Annotated in this window: 21 protein-coding genes and 2 pseudogenes; 14 read left to right on the forward strand and 9 right to left on the reverse strand. The window is 69.0% G+C overall.

What is annotated here, in order from left to right; translation table 11 throughout:
- Positions 1-227: 227 nt before the first annotated feature.
- Genes EDD30_RS31565 through EDD30_RS31580 form a run of 4 tightly spaced genes read right to left on the reverse strand, consistent with a single transcriptional unit; the run spans position 228 to position 9,049 of the window.
- Positions 228-944: a hypothetical protein gene (locus EDD30_RS31565; RefSeq protein WP_071803471.1), complete on the reverse strand. Its 717-nt coding sequence runs from the start codon at positions 942-944 to the stop codon at positions 228-230.
- Positions 941-2,026 (reverse strand): hypothetical protein, encoded by a 1,086-nt coding sequence (locus tag EDD30_RS31570; RefSeq protein ID WP_071803472.1) that lies wholly within the window; start codon positions 2,024-2,026, stop codon positions 941-943. The genes EDD30_RS31565 and EDD30_RS31570 overlap by 4 nt, the downstream gene beginning before the upstream one ends.
- The gene (locus EDD30_RS31575) at positions 1,998-6,230 is read right to left on the reverse strand and encodes a hypothetical protein (protein WP_071803473.1); all 4,233 of its coding nucleotides are present in this window, start codon (positions 6,228-6,230) and stop codon (positions 1,998-2,000) included. The genes EDD30_RS31570 and EDD30_RS31575 overlap by 29 nt, the downstream gene beginning before the upstream one ends.
- Positions 6,230-9,049: a phage tail protein gene (locus EDD30_RS31580; protein WP_071803474.1), complete on the reverse strand. Its 2,820-nt coding sequence runs from the start codon at positions 9,047-9,049 to the stop codon at positions 6,230-6,232. Before EDD30_RS31580 ends, EDD30_RS31575 begins: the two co-directional genes overlap by 1 nt.
- Positions 9,050-9,230: 181 nt before the next feature.
- Between EDD30_RS31580 and EDD30_RS31585 the strand changes: the two genes are divergently transcribed.
- The 7 genes from EDD30_RS31585 to EDD30_RS31615 all read left to right on the forward strand — a co-directional run bounded on the left by EDD30_RS31585 (position 9,231) and on the right by EDD30_RS31615 (position 13,798).
- The gene (locus tag EDD30_RS31585; RefSeq protein ID WP_071803475.1) at positions 9,231-9,626 is read left to right on the forward strand and encodes a YbaB/EbfC family nucleoid-associated protein; all 396 of its coding nucleotides are present in this window, start codon (positions 9,231-9,233) and stop codon (positions 9,624-9,626) included.
- Positions 9,616-9,954 carry a type VII secretion target gene (locus EDD30_RS31590; RefSeq protein ID WP_071803476.1) on the forward strand — a complete coding sequence of 113 codons (339 nt, stop codon included), beginning with the start codon at positions 9,616-9,618 and terminating at the stop codon, positions 9,952-9,954. The genes EDD30_RS31585 and EDD30_RS31590 overlap by 11 nt, the downstream gene beginning before the upstream one ends.
- A complete protein-coding gene (locus tag EDD30_RS40020) occupies positions 9,951-11,183 on the forward strand; it encodes a hypothetical protein (protein ID WP_071803477.1) in 1,233 nt (410 codons plus the stop codon). The genes EDD30_RS31590 and EDD30_RS40020 overlap by 4 nt, the downstream gene beginning before the upstream one ends.
- Positions 11,180-11,515, forward strand: a complete 336-nt coding sequence (locus EDD30_RS31600; protein ID WP_143162562.1) for a hypothetical protein — start codon at positions 11,180-11,182, stop codon at positions 11,513-11,515. The genes EDD30_RS40020 and EDD30_RS31600 overlap by 4 nt, the downstream gene beginning before the upstream one ends.
- A gap of 9 nt (positions 11,516-11,524) precedes the next feature.
- Positions 11,525-12,241, forward strand: a complete 717-nt coding sequence (locus EDD30_RS31605; protein WP_071803479.1) for an enhanced serine sensitivity protein SseB C-terminal domain-containing protein — start codon at positions 11,525-11,527, stop codon at positions 12,239-12,241.
- 406 nt (positions 12,242-12,647) lie between these two features.
- Positions 12,648-13,004, forward strand: coding sequence for a tyrosine-type recombinase/integrase (locus EDD30_RS42145; RefSeq protein ID WP_071803480.1), 357 nt, complete (start codon positions 12,648-12,650; stop codon positions 13,002-13,004).
- Positions 12,992-13,798, forward strand: coding sequence for a twin-arginine translocation signal domain-containing protein (locus tag EDD30_RS31615; RefSeq protein WP_123678611.1), 807 nt, complete (start codon positions 12,992-12,994; stop codon positions 13,796-13,798). Before EDD30_RS42145 ends, EDD30_RS31615 begins: the two co-directional genes overlap by 13 nt.
- A gap of 183 nt (positions 13,799-13,981) precedes the next feature.
- Here the strand turns inward: EDD30_RS31615 and EDD30_RS31620 are convergent, their stop codons facing one another.
- The 5 genes from EDD30_RS31620 to EDD30_RS31640 form a co-directional block, all read right to left on the reverse strand.
- Positions 13,982-14,446 carry a PPC domain-containing DNA-binding protein gene (locus tag EDD30_RS31620; protein WP_071803482.1) on the reverse strand — a complete coding sequence of 155 codons (465 nt, stop codon included), beginning with the start codon at positions 14,444-14,446 and terminating at the stop codon, positions 13,982-13,984.
- Positions 14,439-15,500, reverse strand: a complete 1,062-nt coding sequence (locus EDD30_RS31625; protein WP_071803483.1) for an asparaginase — start codon at positions 15,498-15,500, stop codon at positions 14,439-14,441. The genes EDD30_RS31620 and EDD30_RS31625 overlap by 8 nt, the downstream gene beginning before the upstream one ends.
- A 69-nt stretch (positions 15,501-15,569) precedes the next feature.
- Complete coding sequence (locus tag EDD30_RS31630) at positions 15,570-17,105, reverse strand: helix-turn-helix domain-containing protein (RefSeq protein ID WP_071803484.1); 1,536 nt, start codon at positions 17,103-17,105, stop codon at positions 15,570-15,572.
- Between the two features lie 131 nt (positions 17,106-17,236).
- Entirely contained in the window at positions 17,237-17,428 is a 192-nt protein-coding gene (locus tag EDD30_RS39415) for a hypothetical protein (protein WP_170047144.1), read from the reverse strand.
- A 294-nt stretch (positions 17,429-17,722) separates the two neighbouring features.
- Complete coding sequence (locus tag EDD30_RS31640; protein WP_071803486.1) at positions 17,723-17,935, reverse strand: hypothetical protein; 213 nt, start codon at positions 17,933-17,935, stop codon at positions 17,723-17,725.
- Between the two features lie 614 nt (positions 17,936-18,549).
- Between EDD30_RS31640 and EDD30_RS31645 the strand changes: the two genes are divergently transcribed.
- The 7 genes and pseudogenes from EDD30_RS31645 (at position 18,550) to EDD30_RS40035 (ending at position 23,409) form a co-directional block, all read left to right on the forward strand.
- Entirely contained in the window at positions 18,550-19,983 is a 1,434-nt protein-coding gene (locus EDD30_RS31645) for an APC family permease (protein ID WP_071803516.1), read from the forward strand.
- Entirely contained in the window at positions 19,976-21,016 is a 1,041-nt protein-coding gene (locus tag EDD30_RS31650) for an acetamidase/formamidase family protein (RefSeq protein ID WP_084556143.1), read from the forward strand. Before EDD30_RS31645 ends, EDD30_RS31650 begins: the two co-directional genes overlap by 8 nt.
- A gap of 68 nt (positions 21,017-21,084) precedes the next feature.
- A complete protein-coding gene (locus EDD30_RS31655) occupies positions 21,085-21,840 on the forward strand; it encodes a GOLPH3/VPS74 family protein (RefSeq protein ID WP_170047146.1) in 756 nt (251 codons plus the stop codon).
- Between the two features lie 34 nt (positions 21,841-21,874).
- The gene (locus EDD30_RS39420) at positions 21,875-22,042 is read left to right on the forward strand and encodes a hypothetical protein (RefSeq protein ID WP_170047148.1); all 168 of its coding nucleotides are present in this window, start codon (positions 21,875-21,877) and stop codon (positions 22,040-22,042) included.
- Positions 22,043-22,505: 463 nt separating this feature from the next.
- Positions 22,506-22,670: pseudogene (locus tag EDD30_RS42150) on the forward strand (GH25 family lysozyme); the annotation flags it as partial.
- A gap of 187 nt (positions 22,671-22,857) precedes the next feature.
- Positions 22,858-22,995: pseudogene (locus tag EDD30_RS42155) on the forward strand (peptidoglycan-binding domain-containing protein); the annotation flags it as partial.
- Positions 22,996-23,145: 150 nt separating this feature from the next.
- Positions 23,146-23,409, forward strand: coding sequence for a hypothetical protein (locus EDD30_RS40035; protein WP_211277689.1), 264 nt, complete (start codon positions 23,146-23,148; stop codon positions 23,407-23,409).
- Positions 23,410-23,422 lie beyond the last annotated feature (13 nt).

Here is a 23,422-nt window from a genome sequence, read left to right on the forward strand (position 1 = left end):
GGTCATCAGGCTTCGGTCCGATCGATGTGGCCACCGACAGCGATCGGTGCGAGGTGGCGTCCGCCGTAGAGCCAGCGGCGCCAGAAGGCGCGCCACGGTTTGGCCGAAGTACTCACGCCAAGGTCCTTTCAGAAGAGCGCGGTGTATAGATTTATTGTATTCCGTGAGCTTCGTTGCCGTCAATGTTTTATATACAAGTGCTGGCGTCGTCGACGACAGTCGTTGCGTTACTGCATGTCAGTAGCATGCGGGAATGCGGCAGCTTCACCACAGGCGGTGATCATCAGATAGCGCGGTCGCCCGGCTGCGGCGACGTGGGTCACGGACCCGGACGCCGCCTGCAGGGTCAGCTGAACGGTGACGCTCAGGTCGGTGCCGGCACTGCGCCGGATGTAGCGGATGCCGTCGATGTTCACCACGGATCCGCCCTCCGCGCGGTACCGGTAGAACTCCGCCAGCGCCTGCTCCGGGCGCCCGTCGGCCGCTGCCCGCGCCAGGCGGAGGTCGGCAAGGATGCCCGGTGCCGAGGAAAGGACCCCGCCGCCCAGCTCGACGCGGTACGCGGTCCTGGCCCGCAGCACCATGGCGGCGGACAGCACAACAAGGGGCGTGTTGGCGGTGGGCGGTGAACTGCTGTCGGACCACGCCAGTCCCGCAGGCCCGCCGCCGGGCGCAGGCGGGCCGGCCCAGCCGACGATATGGTGCCCGGCCGGTGGGGTGATCAGCACCATCACCCGAGCAGCGACGGCGACCGGGCCGATCATCGAGGCGACCCGGATCGGCTCCGGATCGCCGTCGATACGCACCCGCGTGGCGCCGCCGAGCGACACGTCGGTCACGGTCGCAGGTCGCAGTCGCCAGATCAGTCCGGCGCGGCGGGCCCGGTCGAGGACCGCCTCGGCGATTGCCTTGAACGGCACCTGACCGCCCGATGTGCCGTTCATAGGTCGCCGTCGCTGGGGTAGGCGCGGCGCAGCGTGTGCCGCATCTCTCCGCCGGCGGTCAAGGGCATCTCCCAGCCGGTCTCCAACCACAGCTGGCCGTCGAAGCGGACCACGTCATAGCCGTCATGGCGCGGGTCCGGTGGGGTGCTCAACTCGACCACCTCGTACACGGCTTGCTGGATGCCGAGGGTGCGCGCGTACACGGTGGCGTGCCGCTGTGACGGCAGCTGTGCTTCGACGACGGTGGGGATGATGAAGCCGCGCTGGTTGATGGAATGCGGCGCCGACGACGGCACGTCGTAGGTGCCGATCACCGGGGCGGCGTCGGAGGTGGGGTCGTTGGACACCACCACGAACCGGTTCGGTGCGCTCAGCATCTGCGGGCTGCGGGTGATCGAGCCGCGCAGTACCCGACGCGGATGGTCCAGGTCGATGGTGGGGGCCTGGGCGGCGGGCTCGGATGCGCGCGGCATCCGTAGTTGGCCGGTGTGGTTGAACCATGGTTTGACGTAGCCGCCGACGGTGGCCAGATCGAGTAGGGCGGCCGCGCGGGAGGTGCCCGCTGACCACGAATTGGTGCTGTTCTGTTCGGTGGCGTCCAGGACGAGCTCGCCGATCGGCAGACCGTCGAGCAGGCGGCGTACGGCGGTGTCGACCAGCGCCCCGCCGGCGTCGAAGCCAGCCTCGAGTTGCTGGTCGACGATGAACATTGGGTCGTACAACGTCAGCGCCGTCGTGGTGCCGCCGGTGGTGTGCACACTGACGGCATCGGCGATCAGGTACCGGCCCAGCGGGTACATCAGAGGCGGGGTGGCGCCGAGCACCATCGCGATGTCGATGCGGTCGGTCAGCGGCCGGATCAGGGCACTGTCGCCGGCGCCGAGGGTGAGTCCGGTGACGCGGCGGCTGATCGTCGCCGTCGTGTCGTGGCTCAAGCTCGGCGTCGACGAGCGCAGCGGGGTGAGCCGGCCGCGGCGCACGCCGAGCCGGTCGACGAGCTCCAATCGGAACGTGACCGGGCGCTGCCCGACATGCTCGTCGAGGGCGAGCAGGTCAGGCGGTGGCGCAGATGCCGCGGCCATGGATCTCCCATCGGTTGCCTTGCGCGTCGACGAACTCGGTGGTGCCTTGCGGTTGGGTCTCGAAGTCGGGGCTGGCCAGCAGCCGGCCGTTGATGCCGTCACGCCACTGCATGCGGCTGAGGGTGACGCCCTCGCTGGCGGTGATCAGGAATTCACCCGGGTCGGTGGACGCCTGGACTGCCGGTCCGGTCTGGGAGCCGGCCGCCGCCCAAGTCGTGCCGTACAGGGAGGTGAAGAAGCTGATCCGTGACTGGCCGCCGCCGATGTTCTGCTCGTAGACGCAGCGAACCCACCGCCGCTGTCGGGGATTGAGTTGCATCGCCTCCCCGCTCGCGCACGCCTCCGTAGAGAGGCGCTCGCTCAGGTAGGCGCACATGCCCAGGGAGTTCACATCAACCTCCACATGCGAGGTGATCGCGCGCCCGTGCAGCGCGAGCTGTTCGATCGACAGACGCCACACGTCTTCGGTGGTGGGCCGCACCAACATCCGCATGTCGAGGTCGCCCAGCGGGGAGCGCACCTCGAAGGAGTCGACGCGGACTGCCGTGGCCCAGTTAGTGTTCCCCGGCAGGACCACGGTCCGCACGCCGGTGCGCCCGGCGGCGGTGACGGTGTCGTCGACGGCGCGCGCCGCGTTCATCGGCGGTGCGGCATCGGTGAACGCTTGCGCGATCAGCACCTGTCCTCGGACTTGAAACCGCAACGTGATCCACTGCGACGGCGAGTAGCGCAGCGGCGTGTTGTCGGTGGTGGTCTGGACCTGCTCGGCGACCAGCACGGTCCGCACGCCGGCGTTGATCCGCTCCAGCGATACGCCAATCTGCCCGTCGGTGCGAAACGCCATCATCGCCCGGTAGTAGTCGCCGCCGCTGGTGTCGCGGGCGATCAGCCCAGCCTGGATGGCTGCCCCGGTCGGCATCTGGTCGACCTGGAATCGGACCCGGATGTCGACGTCGGCCAGCACGGGAGCGGCGGTGACGAGGCGGGTCGTTGCCGGTTCACGGGCGATCGTGGCCTCGTCGATGAACAGTACGTGCGCCGCTGGAGGGGTCCCGGTCATCACGACGTTGACCGCGGCGCGGGCGGCGCCGGCGATCGTGGTCGCCGCGGTGAACGTCAACCTCGTCCAGGTGTTCGCCGCCACGGTTTCCGGCGGGCCCGTCGACGTGCCCAGGTAGCCGCCGGCCGCGTCGAACCAGTTGATCGACAGGATGACCGGGCGGGCCACGGCGCAGCGCACCCAGGCAGTGGCACGCCAGTCCACGCCGGGTGCCGCCCCGGCAACCGCCTCGGATTGGACGCGGGCTGTCTCGCTGACACCGTCGGGTGTCAGCACCAGCGACGCCGCGCCCTCGTGGGCTTGGACGGTCGAGCGTGCTGCGCTCGCGCCGAATGCGGTCCATCCCGCGGTGTCGGTCTCGAAGGTGGGGTTACGGTTAGTGACCTCGACTACCTGGATGAGTCCAGCGCCATCGGACACCGACAGGGCGGCGGCCGCTCCTTGCAGGAGTTGCCACGGTTGTCCCGGCATCTGCGTGGCGCCCCAGCCGCCGGCGGGCACCTGCCGGTCGAACCCGTCGGCGCCGACCCGCGACGAGAAGGTGTCGGCCGTGGTGGTCGCGGTGGCCTTGGCGATCTGGGTTCCCTCCGGGCGCAGGCCCTCGCAGGGGGCGGGGCCGCCGTCGAGCGGTGCGGGTGTGCTGGTCACCTCGACGACGGTCAGCTGGGCCAGCTGCAGGTGCGAGCGACCGGGGCGGCGGCGCACCGACGCGGACGGGACCAGCACAGTCGACAGCCAGCGGTGGTGCAGTTCGTCGCGCACGCAGACGTACGGCACCGATTCCCACGCTAGGTCCCGCAACTGCCGGAACCCGGCGTCGAGGCTGCCCGCCGGGATCGCGGCCGCGTTGACTAGCACGGTGCGGGCGAACTCGACGCCGCCGCGTTCGACCGGCCGCATCACGACGCGATAGTCACGTCCGTACATCGCCTGCAGGTCGACCTGTCCTGCTTCCGGGAAGGTGAACTCTTCCGGACTGCGCCGATCCCAGCTCATCACGTACGCCAGGTTGGCGGCCGGACGGTGATTGCTGGTCATGATCAGCACCCCGGAGTCGACGTTGCGGCCGGTCACCCCGGGCGCGGCGATCGTGGCCGTGACCGGGGCGGTCCAGGGACCGCCGATGCCGGTGCGGTGTACGGCCCGGATCCGGTAGCGGGTGGTGACCCCGACGCGGGCCTCGTAGTCGTCGATGCTGGTGATGTGCGGTTCGGCGACGCGAGCGATGACCTCCCACGCCTCGCCGTACATGTCGTCTTGCCGCTGCACCTCGTAGTGCGCCCAGCCGCGCACCATCGACGAGTTGATCGGATCCCAGCGCAGCCGGTGGTAGCGGATCCCGGTGGGCACGCGGTCGCCGGGCCAGCAGAAGTCGGCGTCCACAACGGCGAGGTCTTGGACCTGGCTGGTGACGGTCAGGCCGGTGACCGGGTCCATGTCGCGCACGAGGCTGAGGGCGAGGTCGGCAGAGGTGTCCGGCTGGTTGTCGAGGCGGGCGAAGTCGCTTTCGCCGTTGAAGCTCGCGCGGCTGGCCGGCGAGGACACCTGCGCGGCGGGGTTGCTGTCCGCGCCGAGGACCTGCCACGGTGCGGACGCGTCCCCGGCGGAGGAGAACCGAAACCGTAGTGGGCTGTCATCGCCGGTGAGGATGACCGGCGGCTCCAGCCGCACGGTGACCTTCTTCCAGCCGTTGGCGACCTCCGGCAGTTGGTCGAAGTCGGCCACGCTGATCTGCCCGGACGGGCCGACCGCAGCCGACTCGTCGTGCAGGTCTGCCTGTGCCACCGTGAGCGGGTCGACGGTGCCGGGCGTGTGCCGGGCGTAGAACACCGCCCAGACGTAGGTGCCGGGCACCGCGTCGGTCAGCACCTGGCTGTTGGCGGACAGTGCGTATTGCTGATGGCAGGTTCCCACCGCCTGCGCGGTGTAGGCGTGCGAGCCGGTCTCGACCGTGCCGTTGGGGCCCATCAGCACCATCGCGGGCATCAGCGGGCTCGGTTCCCGTGTGGGCGCCGTCCCTTCCCGCAGCGTCTTGCGGAGCACGATGCCTTCATGGTTGGGGTCCGGGCCGACCGTGCCGAGGCGGTTGAGCACGACCGGCACAGGAGAGGTGAGCGACAACGCCCCGGCGAACGCCTGCGTGACGGTCAGCGCGTACTTTGCGCCGCGGGCCAACGACACCGGGAAGCCGAAGTTGTGCAGCTGGCGGATCGGCACGTCGAAGAAGTAGCCGCCGTCGGCCTGCGCGGCTCCACCGGAGATGTCCAGGCCACCCGCCGCGATGCGCGACTCCTCGCAGAAGGTGACCTCGAGGGCGACGTGGTGGATCTGGAACACGGCGCCGCCGGGCACCGTTCCGCTGGTGCTGAGCCGCACGTTGATGTTGGCACCGCCCGCCCCTGCGAGGGCGTCGAGGCCGGTGGTGGGCGTCGGCGCGAACGGCGTCCCGATCGCCTTGAAGGGTAGCCGTGAGGCGATCGACGCCGGGCTGTTTGTCGGCGACCACCACGGGTTCAGTTCGCCGAGCGGTGCCCGGCGCACGCTCACCCCGGCCTGCGGGGACGCCGGCCCGGTCACGGTGTCGTCCATGACCCAGTTCAGATTCGCTGCCGGGCGTTCCAACCCGACGGTCAGCGCGGCCGGCACCGTCTCGAACGGCCCGGTCACCGCGTAGAGGACGGTGACGTCCAGGATCCGCCGGTATTGCAGCGCCGCGACGATGTGCCCGGCGGTGACCGCAAACCAGAACCGCGCGCCAGCGTTCGGCCCGGTCAAGGTCACATGCCCGGCGTCGGACGGGTTGTGTACTGCCGCTTGGTAGGTGCCGGCGCCGCCGCCGAGCGCTGCCCCGGTCACCGCTGCGCCGGACGTGCAGGGGATGACCAGTTTGCGGATCGGGCCGGTCGCCGTGGCTGCGCCGTCGTTGTACAGGTTCACCGACACATGCTTCTGCCGCGGCTGGCCCGGCGGGGGTTGCACCAGGACCCGCACCCGGTCCGGGCCGACCTGCAACTCCTTCCAGTTTGTGGCCGAGCGGAACGTGTAACCGACCTCGGTTGCCGGGTCGAGCATCACCTGGTCTGCGACCAGCGGCGCCCACTGCATCCCCACCACGTGCGGCAGGTCCGGGTTGTAGTTGCCCATCAGAGTGTCCTCACCGTCGTTGCCACGTCGCGGCGCGCCAGCGTCCGCGACACCCCTTCACCGACCGCCTGGCCTACTTGCAGCGCCTCCTGCCGGGTCGGTACCGCCCCCTCGAACGTGATCGAGATGGCGCCACGGCCGAACATCACCGCCCCGCCGCCGCCCTCGCCGGCGCCGAGCAGGTCCATCAGCCCGGACTGCTCGGCCAGCTCGCGGGCCCGCCGTGGCCGGGTCAGCGGGATGACGACCTCCCGGCCGGCCTCACCGAGCACGGCGAGGGTGGCCCGGTTCACGACCGCGCCGTCGGCCAGGTACGGGATCCGCGGCAACGAGCCGGGCAGGTACCGGTCGATGTCGGCGATGCCGGAGTTGATCCGCCCGATCACGTTGTTGAGCCCGGAGCGGACCGCCGCGGTGATCGACGCGGCGATGTCGCCCAGCGACCCGACGCGGCGCAGGCCGCGCATGAACCCGCCGATGAGGTTGGTGCCGGCCGACACGAACCGGCCCGCCAGCCCGGACAGCCGGCCCGGCACCCTCGCGACGTAGGAGACCACCGAGGAGATCCCCGACGACGCCGCGCGGCGGGTGGCGTTGAACGCGTTGTTCAGCAGCGAGCCCAGCACGCCGGGCAGCCGTGACCAGGCCGCACTGATCCGCCCCGGCAGCCCCGTCGCGAACGACACCAGCGAGGCGATGCCGCGGCTCGCCAGCGACGTCGCCGAGCTCCACACGCCGGTGAAGAACCGCGAGATCGACCCGGCCAGCGATTGCAGCGCCGCCATGATCCGTCCCGGCAGGGTCGTCACCGAGTACACCAGCAACCCGATGCCGACACCGACCGCGCGCAGCCCCGAATCGAAGGCAAACTTCAGCGCCCCGACCAGCAGGCCCGGCAGGGCGGCGAGCGCGGCGAGCAGCCGGCCGGGCAGCGACGTCAGGAACTCGCCCAGCCCGGCGAAGAAGCGGGCCACGGCCTGCCACGCGGCGGAGAACGCCCCGCTGATCGCCGCGCCGACTTCCGCCCAGTCGATACCGGCGATCGCCGTCGACAGCCGGCCGATCCAGTCCGCGACACCGGTCAGCGGCGCCAGCAGATCGGCCAAGGCGGAGGCGATCCAGGAGATCAGCGGGGCGACGGCCTTGGACACCATCATCTGCACCAGCACCGCGGCGAGCTTGATCAGCGGGGCGAGGATCTGCGCGGCGAGGATCAGCAGCTCGGCCAAGACCTTCGTCAGCGGCGCGGCCGCCACGACGATCTCGGTGATGGCCGGGACCAGGTCCACGATGGCGGGGATCAGCGGCATCAGCGCTTCGACCAGCGCGGTGACCACCGGCGCGACCGCGTCGAGGGCCGGGGCGAGCGCGGTACCGAGCGCGGCGACGAGCTGACCGATCACCGGGCCGAGCTGCCGGAACAGGTCGGCGAGCAGCCGGGCGATCGGCGCGAGCGCGTCGGTCAGGGTACGGCCGAGCTGCAGTAGCACGGGGCCGAGGGCGGTGACCAGCGGAGCGATCAGCGGACCGAGCGCGGACAGGGCGGTGGCGAGCGGCCCGATCAGCATCGCGATCAGCTGACCGACGACCGGTAACAGCGGGGTCAGCGCGGACACGACCGACGCGATCACCTCACCGATCGGGCCGAGCGCCGGCGCGAGCGCCCGGATCCCTTCGGCGAGCGCGGCGATCAGCTTCGCGGCGACCGGGGCGAGCGCGGCGATCGCCGGGCCGAGCCCGTCGGCGATGGCCTGGACTGCCGGCAGCACGGCGGCGGCGACCTCGGCCAGGGCCGGCAGGATCGAGCGGGCGATGATCCCGAGCAGCGTCGTCAGGATCGGGCCCAGCCCGGCCGCCAGCGTCGAGATGGTGGAGAACAGGCTGGTCAGGGCTTGCTGGCCGGTCGCCGAGTTCAGGAACGCCTTCAGCTGCCCGGTGAGCTGGACGAGGGCTGACAGCAGCGACCCGCCGCCGCCCTCCGCGGCGGCGCGCAACGCGGCGCTAATGATCCCGCCGACGTTGACCGCGACCTGCCCGAGCTGAGTCAGCACCTGCACCGCACCTTGCAACGCCTGTGCGGCGGCGCCGCTGGCGGCCATCTGCGACATCCACGCCCCGAATTGCGCAGCGAGCGGTCCGGCGAGCTGCGCCAGGCGCGACAGGGTCGGCAACGCCACCACGGCCAGGTCGCGGAACCCGGCCAGCAGCGGACCGACCGCGACACCCGCGCCGGCGATCGCGGTGCGGGTCGTGTTCAGCACTGCGGTGAGGGCCGACACCGACGCGGACTGCCGTACGAACTCCAGCGCCCGCCGCGCGATCTGTCCGTACTCGGCGGCGATACCGGCCAGGCCGGTGCGTAGCGGCCCCGAGATCACCCCGGACGTGGCGGTGATCTGCCCGATCAGCGGTCCCGCGAACGCGTCCTGCGCACTGCTGCGTACTGCATCCATGGCGGGCTTCACCCCGCGCAGCTCCCGCGCCAGCTGTTGCGCCCGCGGAGACAGGTTCTCCAGGGACTTCTCGAATGCGGCCGCGTCGCCGGTGGCCGCGGCCGAGAACGCCTCCCCCAGCCCTGAGGTGGCGAGCTTCAACGCGCCGATCGCCGCCGATGCCACCGCGATACCGGCCGGGATCGCTACCGCCGCGCCGCCCAGCTGCGTGATCGCGCCGGCCACTCCGAGCAGATGCGACGACGCCACCGCCGCCACCCCGGTGATCGCACCCAACTTGAAGACCGACGTCAGGCTTCGCCTCAGATCAGGGGCGAACTTCGAGACGTCTCCGACGATCTCGATGTAAGCCTGCCCCAACGCCATCTCACCAGATTAATACGGCCACGGCCCCAGACTGTGGCCGTGTTCTACTGCGCTGCCTTCAGGCGAGGAGCGATGAACCGCACTTTGAGCACGAGCTGCAACCACGGTTGTAGGCACGCAGAGTTGCACTCGGAAGAGAAGATCTCCTAGCCTGCGGACCAGGCACAGGAGCGGGGGAGACGTGCGGGACATCGACGCGGCCGAGGATTGGCTGGAATCGTGGGCTGCAGGCATCGACGCCCGCGCCGAACAGGCCACGCGCCTGGCGCGGCAGGTGGCCGAGCTGACCGCTACGGAGCGTGACACAGAATGCCTGATAGCGGTGACTGTCGGGTCGTCCGGACAGGTGCTCGCCTTGGAGTTGGACGACCGGGCCTGTAACGGTCGGGGCAGCGAGCTGAGCGACCGGATCCTGGCCGTCATGCGGGCCGCGCAGAGCCGCATGGCCGAGTTCGTCGCCGAACAGGTCCGTGGCACCGTCGGCGCGGAAACCGAAACCGGTCGGGCGGTCGTCGACGCGTACGAGCGACGATTCCCAGCACCGCCGCCGGAGCAGGAGACGCACGATGGCCGGTGACGCGATGCAGATGCCGATCGACGCGGTCCGCGGCCACGCCGCCAGCGTCGATCAGGTCGGCGCCGGCATGGAGCAGGCCCGCGCGGCGGTGCGTGAGGTAACCATGGATACCGGTGCGTACGGGCATCTGTGCCAGTTCCTGCCGGTGCTGCTCACCCCGGTGTTCGAGTTGGCCGTCGATGCGCTGGATGCCACGATCGATGCCCTGCATGGGACCGCGGACGACCTGCGGACGACGGCGGCCGCAGCTTCCGGAACCGACGATGACGCCGCCCGGCGAGTCCGCGCCACCAGCTTCGCCGCGCCGGCTGTCGAGTTGCCGCTGTGAGCGAGAACGCGCTGGTCGCCACCGCGCATGATTCGACCACGTGGGCCACGGGGCTGGGGCTGGTGGAGGACGCCCAGCAGATCGCCTCCGGGATTGAGAACAACAGATGGGTGGACACCAGTCTCGGTGGGGTCGGCGCGTCGCTGGAAATTCTGTCGCTGGCGCTCGACCCGATCGGCGGCCTGCTGTCGTGGGGTGTCGGCTGGCTGATGGAACATGTCCAGCCGCTCAAGGAGGCCCTCGACTGGCTGGCCGGCAACGCCGACGCGGTCGCCGCGCACGCCGCCACCTGGGGCAACGTCGCTAGGTTCACCGCTTCCGCGCGCGCCGACTACGCGGCCAAGCTGGGCAGCGAGGTGTCGCAGTGGTTTGGCGCCTCGGGCGATGCCTACCGCGGGCACGCCGATAGGCATCTGGCGGCGATGGAGGGCATCGCGACCGCCGCGCAGGGCATCTCGTCAGCGGTGGAGGGTGCCGGCCTGCTGGTGGGGTTGGTACGGGGGATCGTGCGCGACCTCATCGCCGATTTCATCGCCACTCTAGCCGCTCGGCTGCCGCAGTGGCTTGCCACGGAGGGCATCACCCTGGGAATTGCCACCCCGTTGGTGGTCAGCCAGGTCGGCTCTCTGGTCGCCAAGTGGGTCAACAAGATTCAGCACTTCATCCGGGCGCTGCTGGACAGCCTGCGCCGGCTGACCCCGATGGTCGACCATCTGGGGCAGGTCCTCATCGACCTCAAGAGCCTGCTCAAGCGCGGCGCGCGCACCGGCGTCGACCCGCTGGCGCCCAAGGCCGCCGACGAGTACGAGTTCAACATGGTGGAGAACCCGGGCCCGCTGGCGGACCTGCGGAGCACCCCGGCGGCCAACTACGCGGGCGGCCGCTACGACGAGGTCGAGCTGCCCGAGGACCGGGTACTCTACCGCGCCGGAGACACGGAGAACCCGCTCGGCCAATGGTTCACCACCGAGCCACCGGCCAGCGTCGCGCACGTACGGACCGACAGCGCCGTCAAGGCGCAATGGATCGACCCGCAGACGCATCTGCTGACCGGTGTATCTCCCATCGACACCGTCTACCGCGTGAAAATCCCGGCCGGAACCAAGGTCTACCCCGGCCCGGTGGGCAGCATGGGCGGGGTATACGTCGGCGGCGGCCACCAGGTCTTCGTACCCACCCCCTGGAATATCGACGGCGTGGAAGTCCTCGGATCGGAGCCATTGCCATGACAAGTCCGGAACAACGACTCGCCGCAGCCCGCGCCGCCGTGGCAGAGCTGGTCGCCGCCGTCACTCAGGAGGGCCGCCGCGGGGCCTTCTGGCTGCCCCGGTTGCGTGACCTCCAGGACGCCCTCGGGGTCGAAGACCGCCCGGCCGGCCAGATCCTGACCGACGCCGCCACGCTGGAAGACCTGCTGTACGCGGCGCCACGAGACAACTTCGCCGACTTCTACCTGCTCACCGTGGACCCGCAGCAGCGCGCCGAACAGAACCGGCGGTTCACCGCTGCCGCCGAGACCCTGCACGCGGCGCTGTCCGGGCGTGACCAGGACCGCGGATAGGATCCCGCCATGGCATTCCCGGCGAACCCCCTGGAGTCGGTCCTCGCCGGCGTCCGCACCGGCGCGGCGACCGCCGAGCAGCTGCTGCACGCCCTGCGCGACAACGACCTCTGGGTGCCGCTGCCGGCCGGGGCCGACCCGAACGGCGACGCCGCGCTGCCGGTCATGCCGCTCGAGGACGGCCCGTACGTGGCCGCCTACACCTCGCAGGAGCAGTTCACCCACGCCGCGGGTGAGCAGGCGCACATGGTCCTCACCGGTCGAGAGCTGGCCGCACTGATGCCGCCGGAGCTGGGCCTGGCGGTCAACCCAGGCGCTGAGATCGGCCTGCCGATCCGGGCGTCCGGGGTCGGCATCCTCCGAGGCGAGACTCGGCGCGTCACCGCGGGGTCCCGGATGCGTCTCGGCCTGCCCCCCGAGGAACCGGCCGACCTGCTCACCGCGCTCGCCGACGCATTCGCCTCACTCCCTGCCGTGCTCGAGGCGCGGCTCGCGCTGGCCCAGGTGGGGGAGCAGCCACCGGCGCTACTGATCGGCGTCCGGCTCAAGACGGACCCGCCGCCGGACGCGGGCGCCCGCCAGGTCACGGCGGCCGTCCAGGCGGCAACTGCCCGAGTACCGTCGCCCTACCCGGTCGATACGGTGGTGCTACGCGATGGGAGTGACCCCCTCACCGCCTGGCTGATGGCAAACACCGAACCGTTCTACGCCACTGGCCGAACTTGACCGAAGAGTGAGCCGCCTCTGTGATCAGATCGGTCACATTAGTCAGTTGCCGGAGCACCAAGTGTCTCGTAGTGCGGCCGAAGCACGGCTGTGACCTGTTGACCTTGTGAATTGCTGATTGCTAGGGAGCCCTGCAGCCAAGCCCGCTTGCCTTGGTTAAGGGCATGTCCGTTGAGGACTGGCGTCAGTTCGTCGGGGCGGAAAGGGCTGGCGAGGGGCCGGGTTGCACGGGCCAGGGGGTCGCTGTCGTAGGGGTAGGTGCCCCACGCTACGGCTTCTTCGTATGTGGGGGTGAGCCAGAACGTGGAGAGGGTCTGGGCGATGGCGGGGCGTAGGTCGGCGGTCATGGCGTCTTGCGGGCTTGGACCCCGGTGAGGATGACCAGCGTCGGACGGTCCGTTCCCGGTTGATCAAGTTCGCGGCGGTCGATGCGGGAATCGAGTGGCTGACGGTCGAGCAGGTCGCGCGGCTGGTCGATGTCACCCGCCACGCCCGCGACCGGTTCCTGGTGTTGCTGTTGTGGTCCACGGGGATCCGGATCGGTGAGGCGCTCGGGCTGCGCCGCGAAGACATGCATCTGTTGGCCGATTCGCAGGCTCTGGGTTGTCAGGTCAGGGGCCCGCATGTGCATGTGCGGCGAGCAGATCACACCTTGAGTACTGCCGCGCCGGGCCCCGAGGCGGGCAGGCTTGCCCTCGGCTTGAGGGACGCTTGGGGTGGGCTTGAGGTTCGACGCCGAACTAGAGGGGCATGCCTAACCTGAACCTGTCAGCCGTGCGCGGCCGGCGACGCTTCCTCCAGATGCTCGGCACCGGCGCGGCGGCCCTCGCGGTCGCGGCCTCGACGGGCCTGTCGACGCCCGCCATGGCCGCCGGTTCGGTCACCGACTCCGGCACCGACCTGGCCGGCTGGACCACCGTCGTCGGTGACGGCCTTTACGCGGCGGCCGGCCAGGCACCGGTCAACGACGCCGACATCACCACTGAACACCGCGGCACCGATTCCCGACTGCGTTCCAACATCCTCAACCGCGGGATCATGGCGCACAACATCACCTACAAGCCGGTCGTCGACGCGTCCATGATGACGCTCGTTCACCAGGCCAGCTTCTCCTTCCAGATGCCCTTCGTGCCGTCCAAGGCCGGAGGCCCCCGCAACGCCCAGACCGTCGAGGGCGGCCTGTTCGTCTGGGACGGCCAGAACACCCGGGTCGACCACGGCACCGCCTTCCAGTGGGTGCTCAACCCGTGGGACGCGAACTTCGGCAAGATCCGGGTCTGGACCGGCAACTCCTGGGCGGCAGCCGGCTACCTCAAGCCAGACACCGCCTGGCACCAGGCCTCCTTCCTCGTCGACCCCGCCGGCCAGCGGGTGGAACTCTCCATCGACGGCACCCAGATCGCCGCGCCGTACTCCCGCACGACCAAGAACGGCTGGGGCACCGAGGTCGCGGCACGCCTGCAGGCCGAAGCGATCTCCCTCTGGCCCGGCGCCACGGCCACGTGGGGTCCGCAGCAGGAGGTACTGGTCAAGGACTGGACCTGGACCCGGCAGTAAGCAAGCAGTAGGACTGCACAACAGCACAGCACCACATACACGCAAGGCCCGGGGCGCTCATAGCCCCGGGCCTTGCAATCTGTCTGCCAGGCACGCCGCCCGCCACCGGTCATGCCGCGAGCGTACGACCATCACCAACCAGATCTTGAAGTTCAAGGACAAGCACAAAGGAGCCCGACGGCGTCATTGGTCTCCGAAGCGAAGTAGCGGGACGTCGTACAACGCGGCGTCAGGGACGCGGTGCATGGCCGGCTCAGCCACCTCGATGATGAGCATCTCGGTTAGGAACTGGACGGTGGCGGCGAGTAGGTGGCTGGTATGCCCGGTGGCGCTGTGTTCCTTGAGTCCGACACTGACGTGGATGTGTGGTGCGATGCGATCATTGGATTCGTCGTAGGCGATGGTGCCGCCGCCGAGTGCTTCGACGTTCGTCAAATGAACACGATCCCAGACGGGGGCTGCGGGGTCGTCGAGGCGTTGGCAGGTGCCGACGATCTCGACGGTGCTGAGACCGGCGATGAAGACGGGGATGTAGCCGTGCCGGATGCCGTTGGTGCGGCAAGCTTCGGTGAGAGCAGTGAAGAAGTCCTCGCCGTGGTCGAACGTCACGCCGATCATTCGCCCGGGTGTCAGTTCGTGACTACGCATGTTGCTTCTCCTGCTTCGAGTCGTGGGCAGGCCAGGGCCAGCAGGCAGCGTCACCGGTGCCGCCGGCGGCGCTGAACGCGGCGGCGATCGTGTCGTGGTCGGCGCTGGTGGCTAGCAGGGCGTGGAGCAGGATCCGGGCCTTGTAGGGGTCGAGGAATCCGGCGTTGGTGAGTCCTCGGCGTTGTAGGTCAGTCTCGGAGCCTGGGAAGGCGTAGGTGGACTGCAGGGCAGGTCCGGCGCCGGTGCGGGAAGTGAGCACGAGGGGAATCCGCGCGGCGAGGGTGGTGAGCCGGTCGATGAGGCGTTGGGGTACGTGGCCGACGCCGAAGCCGGCGACGACAAGACCGTCGATGTCGTCCGCGCTGGCGAGGAGGGCACCGTCGTCGCCCAGCGTTACGGTGTAGAGCCCGATCCGCGGCACGCGCGCGACCTGCTCGAGCGGCACGACCAGGCGGCTTGGCGGGCGGCTGAATAGCCGAACTGTGCCCTCGATGACGTGGCCGAGCAAGCCGGTGTTGGGTGAGCGGAAGGTGGCAACGCTGGTGGAGTGGGTTTTGCGGACGTGCCGGGCGGCGTGGATCTCGTCAGCGAACACCACGACGGCGCCGAGGGTGCGGGTGATAGGGCTGGCGGCGGTGCGGATCGCGGCGAGCACGTTCGCGGGTCCGTCGGCGCCGGCCATGGTGGGGTTCCGCATCGCCCCGGTGATCACGACGGGTGCGTCTCCGGCGTGCAGTAGGTCGAGTAGGTAGGCCGTCTCCTCGATGGTGTCGGTGCCCTGGGTGACCACCACTCCGTCCACACCGCCCGTAGCTGTGCGCTCGGCGATCAGAGTGGCGAGAGCGGTGAGGTCGTCGAAGTCCAGGGAGGCGCCGGGCAGTTGGCGAAACGTTTGGACCTGCACTTCGATCCCGGTTTCCGCCAAACCGGGTACGGCGGCGATGAGGTCCTCGGCCGTCAATGTCGGCACGACGCCGCCCGGCCCGTTGCTGGAGGTCATGGCGATCGTGCCGCCCAGGGAGAGCATTAGGACCGATGCCGGCTTCTCCGCCACCGCACCTCCTCGTTCGTGTTGTTGTGGTGCCCGCAGTAGCCTGTCACAGCTTCAGGCTTGGAGCGGAGGTTAGGTAAGTCGGGCCAGGTACCGGCAGGCGGCGTTGATTCCGTCGGTGGACAGCAGCCGACTACGAGGCCGAATCATGCCTTCGATACCGACTGTAGACAATTCGGTACAGCGTCGGCGTAGCCATGTCCAGTTCAGGTCGAGGTACTCGGCGAGGCCCTGTAGACGTTGATTGGAGTGGGGTGCTGCGGTGATCGCGTCGGCTTGGCCGCCGCGGGCGACGTCGTCGTAACGGCGCAGGGCGGTGCGGCGGTCGAGGGCGTCGACGTGCCAGAGCCCGTCTGCGCGTACCCAGTTGGCGAGGATTACCTGTGCCTGGGGGCTCAGGACGAACCCTTCGACGGTTGCGTAGGCGGGGTCGGCGCTGACGTGTACGGCGATGTGGAGGGACTCCATGAAGGCGGCGGACAGCAGCAACAGGACGCGTTCGGCGAGGGGGCTGGTCTGTACTGCGGTCTCCGGGATGCAGAAGACGCGGTTTGCAGGTGCGGTTGGTGTGGTGAAGCGTCCGCTCGTTGCCCGCAAGTAGTCGATCTTGTGGCGGAAGAGGAGCCAGGTGCTTGCTTCTTCCCCGTACTGTTCGCGAGTCCAGAAAATGGGTTGGTCTGTGGCGGTTTCGAGTCGGTGGCTGATGTATCGGGCACAGAAGTCGGAGCCGAGCCACATCTGGCTCAGCGGGTTGAGGTCCGCAGCGACGGCGCGGCCGACTGCGGAGCCAGGTAGTTCGGCGTAGCGGCGCAGTTTGGGGATGCTCTCGGCGAGGGCGGCGTCGTCGGCGAGGAGGGCGTCGTCCATGCCGCACAGGGCCCAGAGGATGCCAAGGGTGAAGGCGTCGAGGCGGTACGCCGGGGAAACCATCCCAAAGGCCGGCGACGTGGCCACGGCAACGGCCGGCCCTTCGTCGGTGGGAATCTCGACCACCGCGAGATCGCGCAGTCCGGACGCGGCGGCATGGAAGCGGCCTACTCTGCCTGGCTGGACAGCAGCATGGCTGGCGGGTAGTGAAGAGGTATCGGTAAGTGTGAGGGTGGTTGCGGGTAGGGCTTTTCCTTGGGGCAGGGTGAGCAAGCGGTCGACCGGCCACGCCGGTGGCGGGGCCGTGAGTTCTACGCCCGGCAGCGTCGATGCCATGTCGCCCGCTTGAACCGTGCCTGATCGGACCGACGCTCGTGATGAGGCGGCGGGTCTGGAGACTGTCGGTGGGTTGCCGCTTCGCTGCTGAGCGATGGCGGCTCGTACTGCTTGGGCGGTCGCGGTCGCCGCAGTCCGCTCTTGACAGCGCTCGATGTCAATCAGCGGCGTCAGCTTGCTGAGAGTGCCGCCTGTGTCGAGGGTGGCGTCGCAGGCCGCGGCAAACTCGCCGGTCGGCCAGCGCATGGCCTTTTCGACCTTGGCGATGAGATCGGCGCTGACGTGCAGTCGTTGCCCCAACTGTGCTTGCGACCAACCGCGCTCCTCGCGCATCCGGCGCAGGTGGGCGCCGAAGTAGTGCCTGGCGGAGGTGTTTGGTGCGAGTTCGCGGGGAGTCTGGGCCATCCCAACCTCACGGAGGTGCGCCGGCCGTATGCCCTACCGGCGGGCGAACGGGTTCGCCGCATGGTAGCGGTCGGTGTCGTCGACGGTACAGCGTGCACACGTCAACCACCGTCCTGCTCTCCCTCCATTGGTTAGGTCGCTCGTACCGTGGTGATGTCCAGCGCGGCGTCGAAAACGTGGATCATGCGACGTCGTAGGTCGTCATGGTCCACGAGTGTGATGGCGGTCTGAAAGCTGTCCCGGGCTTGGCCGAGTTGTTCGGCCTGCATGCGCAGGTAGGCGGAGAAGAACTCGCGAACTGTGGGCGAGGCGGTCGTGGCCACCTGGGCGGTGTACAAGACGGTGAGCGGGAATGCCCAGCAAGCGTGCAAGACGCCCCGCACCGTCCGTGCTACCGGAGGCTTTTCGGGCTGAAGGGTGAGGTGATGGACTCCGCGGTGGCGGATGATCGCGAAGAATCCGACCCACCAGGCGGCAGCACCGCACACCGCGCTGACGTCGGCGGATACCTGCGGGTCGACGCCCTCACCTAGCATGTCGCTGGCCTGAGCGGCTGTAGTAGGGGCGAGTACGTTGGCCGGGCCGACTGGGAAGGTGTGTTGCGCCGCCAGGTCAATTCACGGCCGTAGTCCCGCCGCGTCGATGCGGCTCAGAGTTGACGCGACGTCTTTCACCGGATTGGTGGCGAGAGCCGTGGTGAGATCCACGTCGCGGACGTCCGGCAATGGCGCATCGGACGCGATGATCTCTCGCCATTCGGCGAGGTGCAGGTGAACTCGCTGCACCTGGAGACCGTCACCAACGGTCAGCCATAGCTGGTGCAGCGGCACTCCCGGCGCTGTTCGGGCTTGTGGTGGCGCAGGCACAGGCACTTCCCTTCACGCGGATCGGGCGAACTCAGGAAGAGACTTCGCTCGCCAGCGGCTCAATTGAGGCAGAGGTTGAACGCCGAAAGCTAGGAGGCGGATGCGGACAGCAGAAGCTGTCCGCATCACTGACGCACGATTAGCCGCAGCAAACCTAGCCATGAACAGGAAGCAGGCACCGTTCGGCGGCATGGAGCAGGGGCATTCATCCCTCACCCAAGGGTTGAGCGATGAGCAGGACGACCGCCGCAGCCGCTGCAGCGACCCGCGCATACGGCACTTCTACGGCGCTGCGAATCGGCGATCCCGCGAGGTCTGCAGCATCGCGCAATCAACCCTGACCTACGAGGGCCCCTCACATAGGTCAGCGGCTCGCGATGCGGACAACGGTGCCTGTCTGCATCTAAGGGCTCGACATGACCACCTGCACTGACCATCGTCGATGTCGCGGCAGGTCGCCTGGCCGAGCCTGAGCCCCCGCTTGCCGTCGCTGCATTGGGCGCGTCACGGCGGGCTGGCTCCACTTCACGCTCGCAAAGCGGTCCGGCCAGCGTCACTCTGCATAGAAGGGCCCTATGATGGCTGCACACATCCTGAACGCCCCGCCTGGAATCGAGCAGTTCGGATACAAGCAGGAGCTTAGCCGCTCCTTACGGTTCCGGGACCTCGTCATCTATGGCTTGATCTTCATGGTCGTCATCGCACCCTTCGGGATCTTCGGCGGCGTGTTCCAGGCGTCGGGTGGGATGGTGGCGCTGGCGTATCTGATCGGCATGGTGGCGATGATGTTCACCGCGTCGTCGTATGCGGTGATGGTGCAGGCGTATCCGACTGCCGGTTCGACGTACACCTACGCCGGGCGGGCGATTGCTCCGTCGGTCGGGTTCCTCACTGGCTGGACGATCCTGCTGGATTACGTGCTGATTCCGGCGCTGCTTGGCTTGATCGCGGCCGGGAGCATGGCGTCGGTGGTGCCGGCGGTTCCGGTGTGGGGTTGGATCGTGGTGTTCGTCGCCGTCAACACCGGGTTGAATCTGCTGGGAATCAAGGTCACCAAGCAGGCCATGCGGGTCTTCCTGATCGGCGAACTCGCCGTCCTAGCCATCTACTTAGTGGTCGGCATCGCCGCGCTCGCCGCCGGTGCTGGCCGGGGCTTCTCGTGGGTGCCGTTCTTCAACGCGAACACTTTCTCCCTGTCGGTGGCGGCCGGGGCGGTGTCGGTGGCGGCGTTGAGCTATCTGGGCTTCGACGCGATCTCGATGCTGGCAGAGGAGACCCGAGGCGGCGGCGAACAGGTCGGCCGAGCCATGTACGCCGTCCTCGGCCTCACGGGGCTGTTGTTCATCGCGCAGACCTTCGTCGCCGCGCTACTGGTGGACGACCCCGGCCGGTTGATCGCCGAAGGAGACGCGGCCGGGACGGCGTTCTACGACACCGCCCGCATCGCCGGCGGCCCGTGGGTGGCCACCCTGACCGCGGTCGCGACCGCGTTGGCGTGGGGTATCGCGAACAACATGGTGGCCCAGCTCGCCACCTCTCGGCTGCTGTACGCGATGGGCCGCGACCGTCAGCTACCAGGCGAGCTGGCCCGGGTGACGCGCAGCCGGTCGGTGCCGGCCAACGCGGTCCTGCTCACCGCCGTGATCTCCCTGGTAGTCGGTCTGTACATGGCGTCTCGTGCGGACGGGATCAGGTTGTTGGTGAGCTTGGTGAACTTCGGCGCGATGGCCTCGTTCACGGTGCTGCACATCGCGGTGATCTGGCGGTGGCTCACGAACGGCCGCGACGGCAGCAGCATGCGGAATCTAGTGGTTCCGCTGGTCGGCGCCGCGATCCTCCTCATGGTCATCGTGCATGCGAACATCGCCGCGCAGCAGGTGGGCATCGCCTGGATCGTCGCCGGACTGCTCGTTCTGCTCGTGCTTCATCTGACGGGCCGGCGACCACGGTTGTCCGGGCTCGATGACACCTCTGCCGCCCACGTGCCGGCCTGGGCGGGACGTCATGTCTGAGCCGCTCGTTGTCTCCCACGGTCAGGGGCCTCGGGGCGCGTACGTCGTGCACGAGCTCACGGATGCGTCGGTCGGGTTCACCTTCGGAGGCCGCCCGGCGATCGCGAAGCTGAGGCCAGGTGACCGGCTGTACACCCAGACCAAGGACTGCTTCGGCGGCGCCGTCGCCTCCATCGACGACCTGCCCAGCCAGGTGTGCCAGTTCCCGTACCTGAACCCGGTGACCGGCCCGTTCCACATCATCGGCGCGCAGCCCGGCGACACCCTCGCGGTGCACCTCGTGTCCCTACATCCGAGCGTGCCGTACGGGTGGTCGTCGACCTTCCCGCACTTCGGGGCACTTACCTCCACCGCGCAGACGGCGACGCTACAGCCGCCGTTGGAAGAGCGGGTATGGCGCTACGCCATCGATCTCCACGCGCAGACGGTGCGCTACTCCGCCCGCACCAGCGACGTCAAGATCGATCTGCCCCTCGAACCGATGCTGGGGACCGTCGGGGTCGCACCCGCCGCTGGTGAGGTGCGCATGTCGATCGTCCCCGATCGGTATGGCGGCAACCTCGACACGCCGTTGCTGCGCGCAGGCAGCACTCTGTACCTGGGGGTGAACGAGCCGGGGGCGATGCTGTCGCTCGGCGACGGCCACGCCCGCCAAGGCGACGGCGAAGTCTCCGGCGTCGCGGTCGAGGTGGCCATGGATGTAGTCCTTGCCGTGGACCTGATCCCCGGCGTGTACACGCCGACGCCGCGGCTGGAGACCGACGCCGCGCTGATGTCGATCGGGCTGGGCCGGCCCTTGGAGGACGCGTTCCGGGTCGCCCAGCACGACCTGGTCGAGCAGATCGCCGCGGTGACTGGCCTGGACCTGCTCGACGCGCTGCAACTGGTCGCGCAGGCCGGCGAGACCCGGGTCGGCAACGTCGTCGACGCCAACTACTCGATGGTGGCCCGCATCGCCAAGCGCTACCTCGACGGCGCCTGCTCATACGCCGGGGTGCACGCCGGACTGCGTTCCTCGAGGCCGGTCTTGTGAGCGTGGAGCTAATGACCATGACGACCCGCCACCGCTACGGCCTCACCTCGGTACGAGAGCAGCTGTTCGTGCTCGCCCACGACGAGACCCGCAGCCTCAAACCCCACCTGCATGTGCCCGCGATCGGTGTCGGGCTCGCAGGCGCGGCCTTGACCGATCTGCTGATCGCGAATCGGGTCCACGTCGTGCAGGGCAGCCCGTACCTGTTCAACCGTGGCCGCTGCGATCACCGCTGGTCATCCGCCGACGGCAGTACCCGTTCCCGCCAGCCGGATGACAGCGGACGGCGGACGGACGGTGCGCGAAGCACAGCCCCCGTCGACGAGAACACCGACGATGGCTGCACAACCTGTGGGGCCGTCACCGAACAGGTGTTGGCCACGATCGTCAACCTGCGACACATACCCGGGCTACATCTGCTCCTTCGCGAACTCGGCCCTGAGCTCTACCGGCAGACCCGCAGGGAACTGATCGACAAGAACGTCATCACCAGCGACCGTCGCTGGGGCCGCAGCCGCTATGAACTCACCTGGATCGGCTCGGCCGCGTGGGTCAGGCAGAACGTCCGTTACCGCATCGAAGGACGCCAGCGTCCGGAGCCGCACATCGATGCGCTCTGCGCGCTCACCTGGGCGCTGAACCTGCAACACAGCCTGGTCATCGACCTCAGCGACACCGAGACCAGCAACATGCTGCGCGCCGTCATGAACCGGATCACGGAGAAGGCGCTCCTGACGGACCCCGACTGGCCCGCCGCCGCGATCCCCGAGGTCGCCGACGCCATCCGCACCGCCGTCGGCGCCCTGGCTACCTCCCCCTACTGACCCCGTACCCGGCGATCGATACAAGGAGGTAAGGGTGCCCGCCGACGACGTTGCCACGCTCGACCCCGATTCCATGACCGTCGACCAGGTCCACCACACCATGCAGGCCCATCTGACCTGCGACACCGTCCGCTGCCCGTACCGGCGGACCGCCCTCCAGGTACTCGTCCGCGACGGCCGGTACGTCCTCGCCACCGCATGACCATCGTCGGTCCGTGCACGCGTGCAGCGCATGGGCCTGACGGATGCGGCACTGCCGGTGTGACTGGCGGCGCCGCGGGCGGTGTGCCACCGCGATCCCCCGACCGGTGACACACCGCCCACCCCAACCGGCTCCTACGGTCGACCCCAATCTGCCTTGCCGTCGGTGGCCTGCGGAACGAGCTCTGCCCCACCTGCCGCGCGGCCGTGGCCGGCAGCCCGTTCGGTACCTGGCCGACACCGTTGACTGTCCCCGCTCCCTCCAGCACTCGCAACCGCCGGATCCGAAGCTGTGGATAACCCTGTGAAGCAGGCAGGGCCCTCACCAACGACCTGCTCCGACACCGTCTCGGCAACGAGGCCGCCGTTGGCGCCGCGACCGCCCGTAAACGTGTCGCACGCTCGCGTTACAGTGATCTCACTGCCCCCCGAGCAGTCGCTCCACTCTCGACGAGAGGAGCGCTGTGGCCGAGCCCATCACCTGGCTTGTCGACATCTCGCACTGGCAGGGCGGTATCAACATCGCCCAGATCGCCCGCGAGGGATACACCGCGTGCGTGTGCAAGGCGACCGAAGGTACCGCCTACAACGACCCGACCTTCGATCGCAACATCGCCGCGGTCAAGAAGGCTGGGATGATCCCGCTTGCAGTTCTCCTCCTCCGGCAAGGTCGCCGGACGACAGATCGACGTCAACGCGTTCCGTGGCACCGTCGAGCAGCTGCGCGCGCTCACCCGCACACCGAAGCCGGCCCCGGCAAAACCCGGAACACCGAACACGCCGCCACACACAAAGGAGATTTTGCGGGAGTTGCCCGTGCTCAAGCGCGGGGACACCGGCGTCGGAGTACGCGTCCTTCAGTCGCTGCTCACTGTCCGCGGCCAGGACATCGCCGTCGACGGAGACTTCGGCGCGGCCACCGAAGCGGCGGTCCAGGCCGAGCAGCGCGAAGCCGGACTCGCCGTCGAAGTATCACCGGGCCGGCCATCTACTCGGTGCTGCTGCTCGGCGTCAACGTCACCTGACCCCGGTGCTGGCTGCCGTCGCCGACGTCGGTCCAGGCACCGGCCTTCCCACCCATCGCTACCTTGCGAAGGAGTTCGCATGATCCCGCAAAATCCGACCGCGGTCGGCGTCGTGGTCTCCACGACGATCAAAGCCGTCCTGGTCGCAATCGCCGCCCTCAACATCCTGCCCCTCGACGACGACCAAATCGCCGCCGTCACCCTCGCCCTGGCCGCCGTCGCCGACCTCGCCGTCTACTTCGGCTGGGTCAAGCCGCGCGTCGACGGCCAGGTAGCGACCGCGCTTGCCACCCCGCCGCCGGCCATCCCGCCCCGGCCGGGTCGCAGCCGCAACGACATCTGATACCGAGCCAGCT

This window comes from Couchioplanes caeruleus (assembly GCF_003751945.1).
In the GTDB taxonomy this organism is placed as follows: Bacteria; Actinomycetota; Actinomycetes; order Mycobacteriales; family Micromonosporaceae; genus Actinoplanes; species Actinoplanes caeruleus.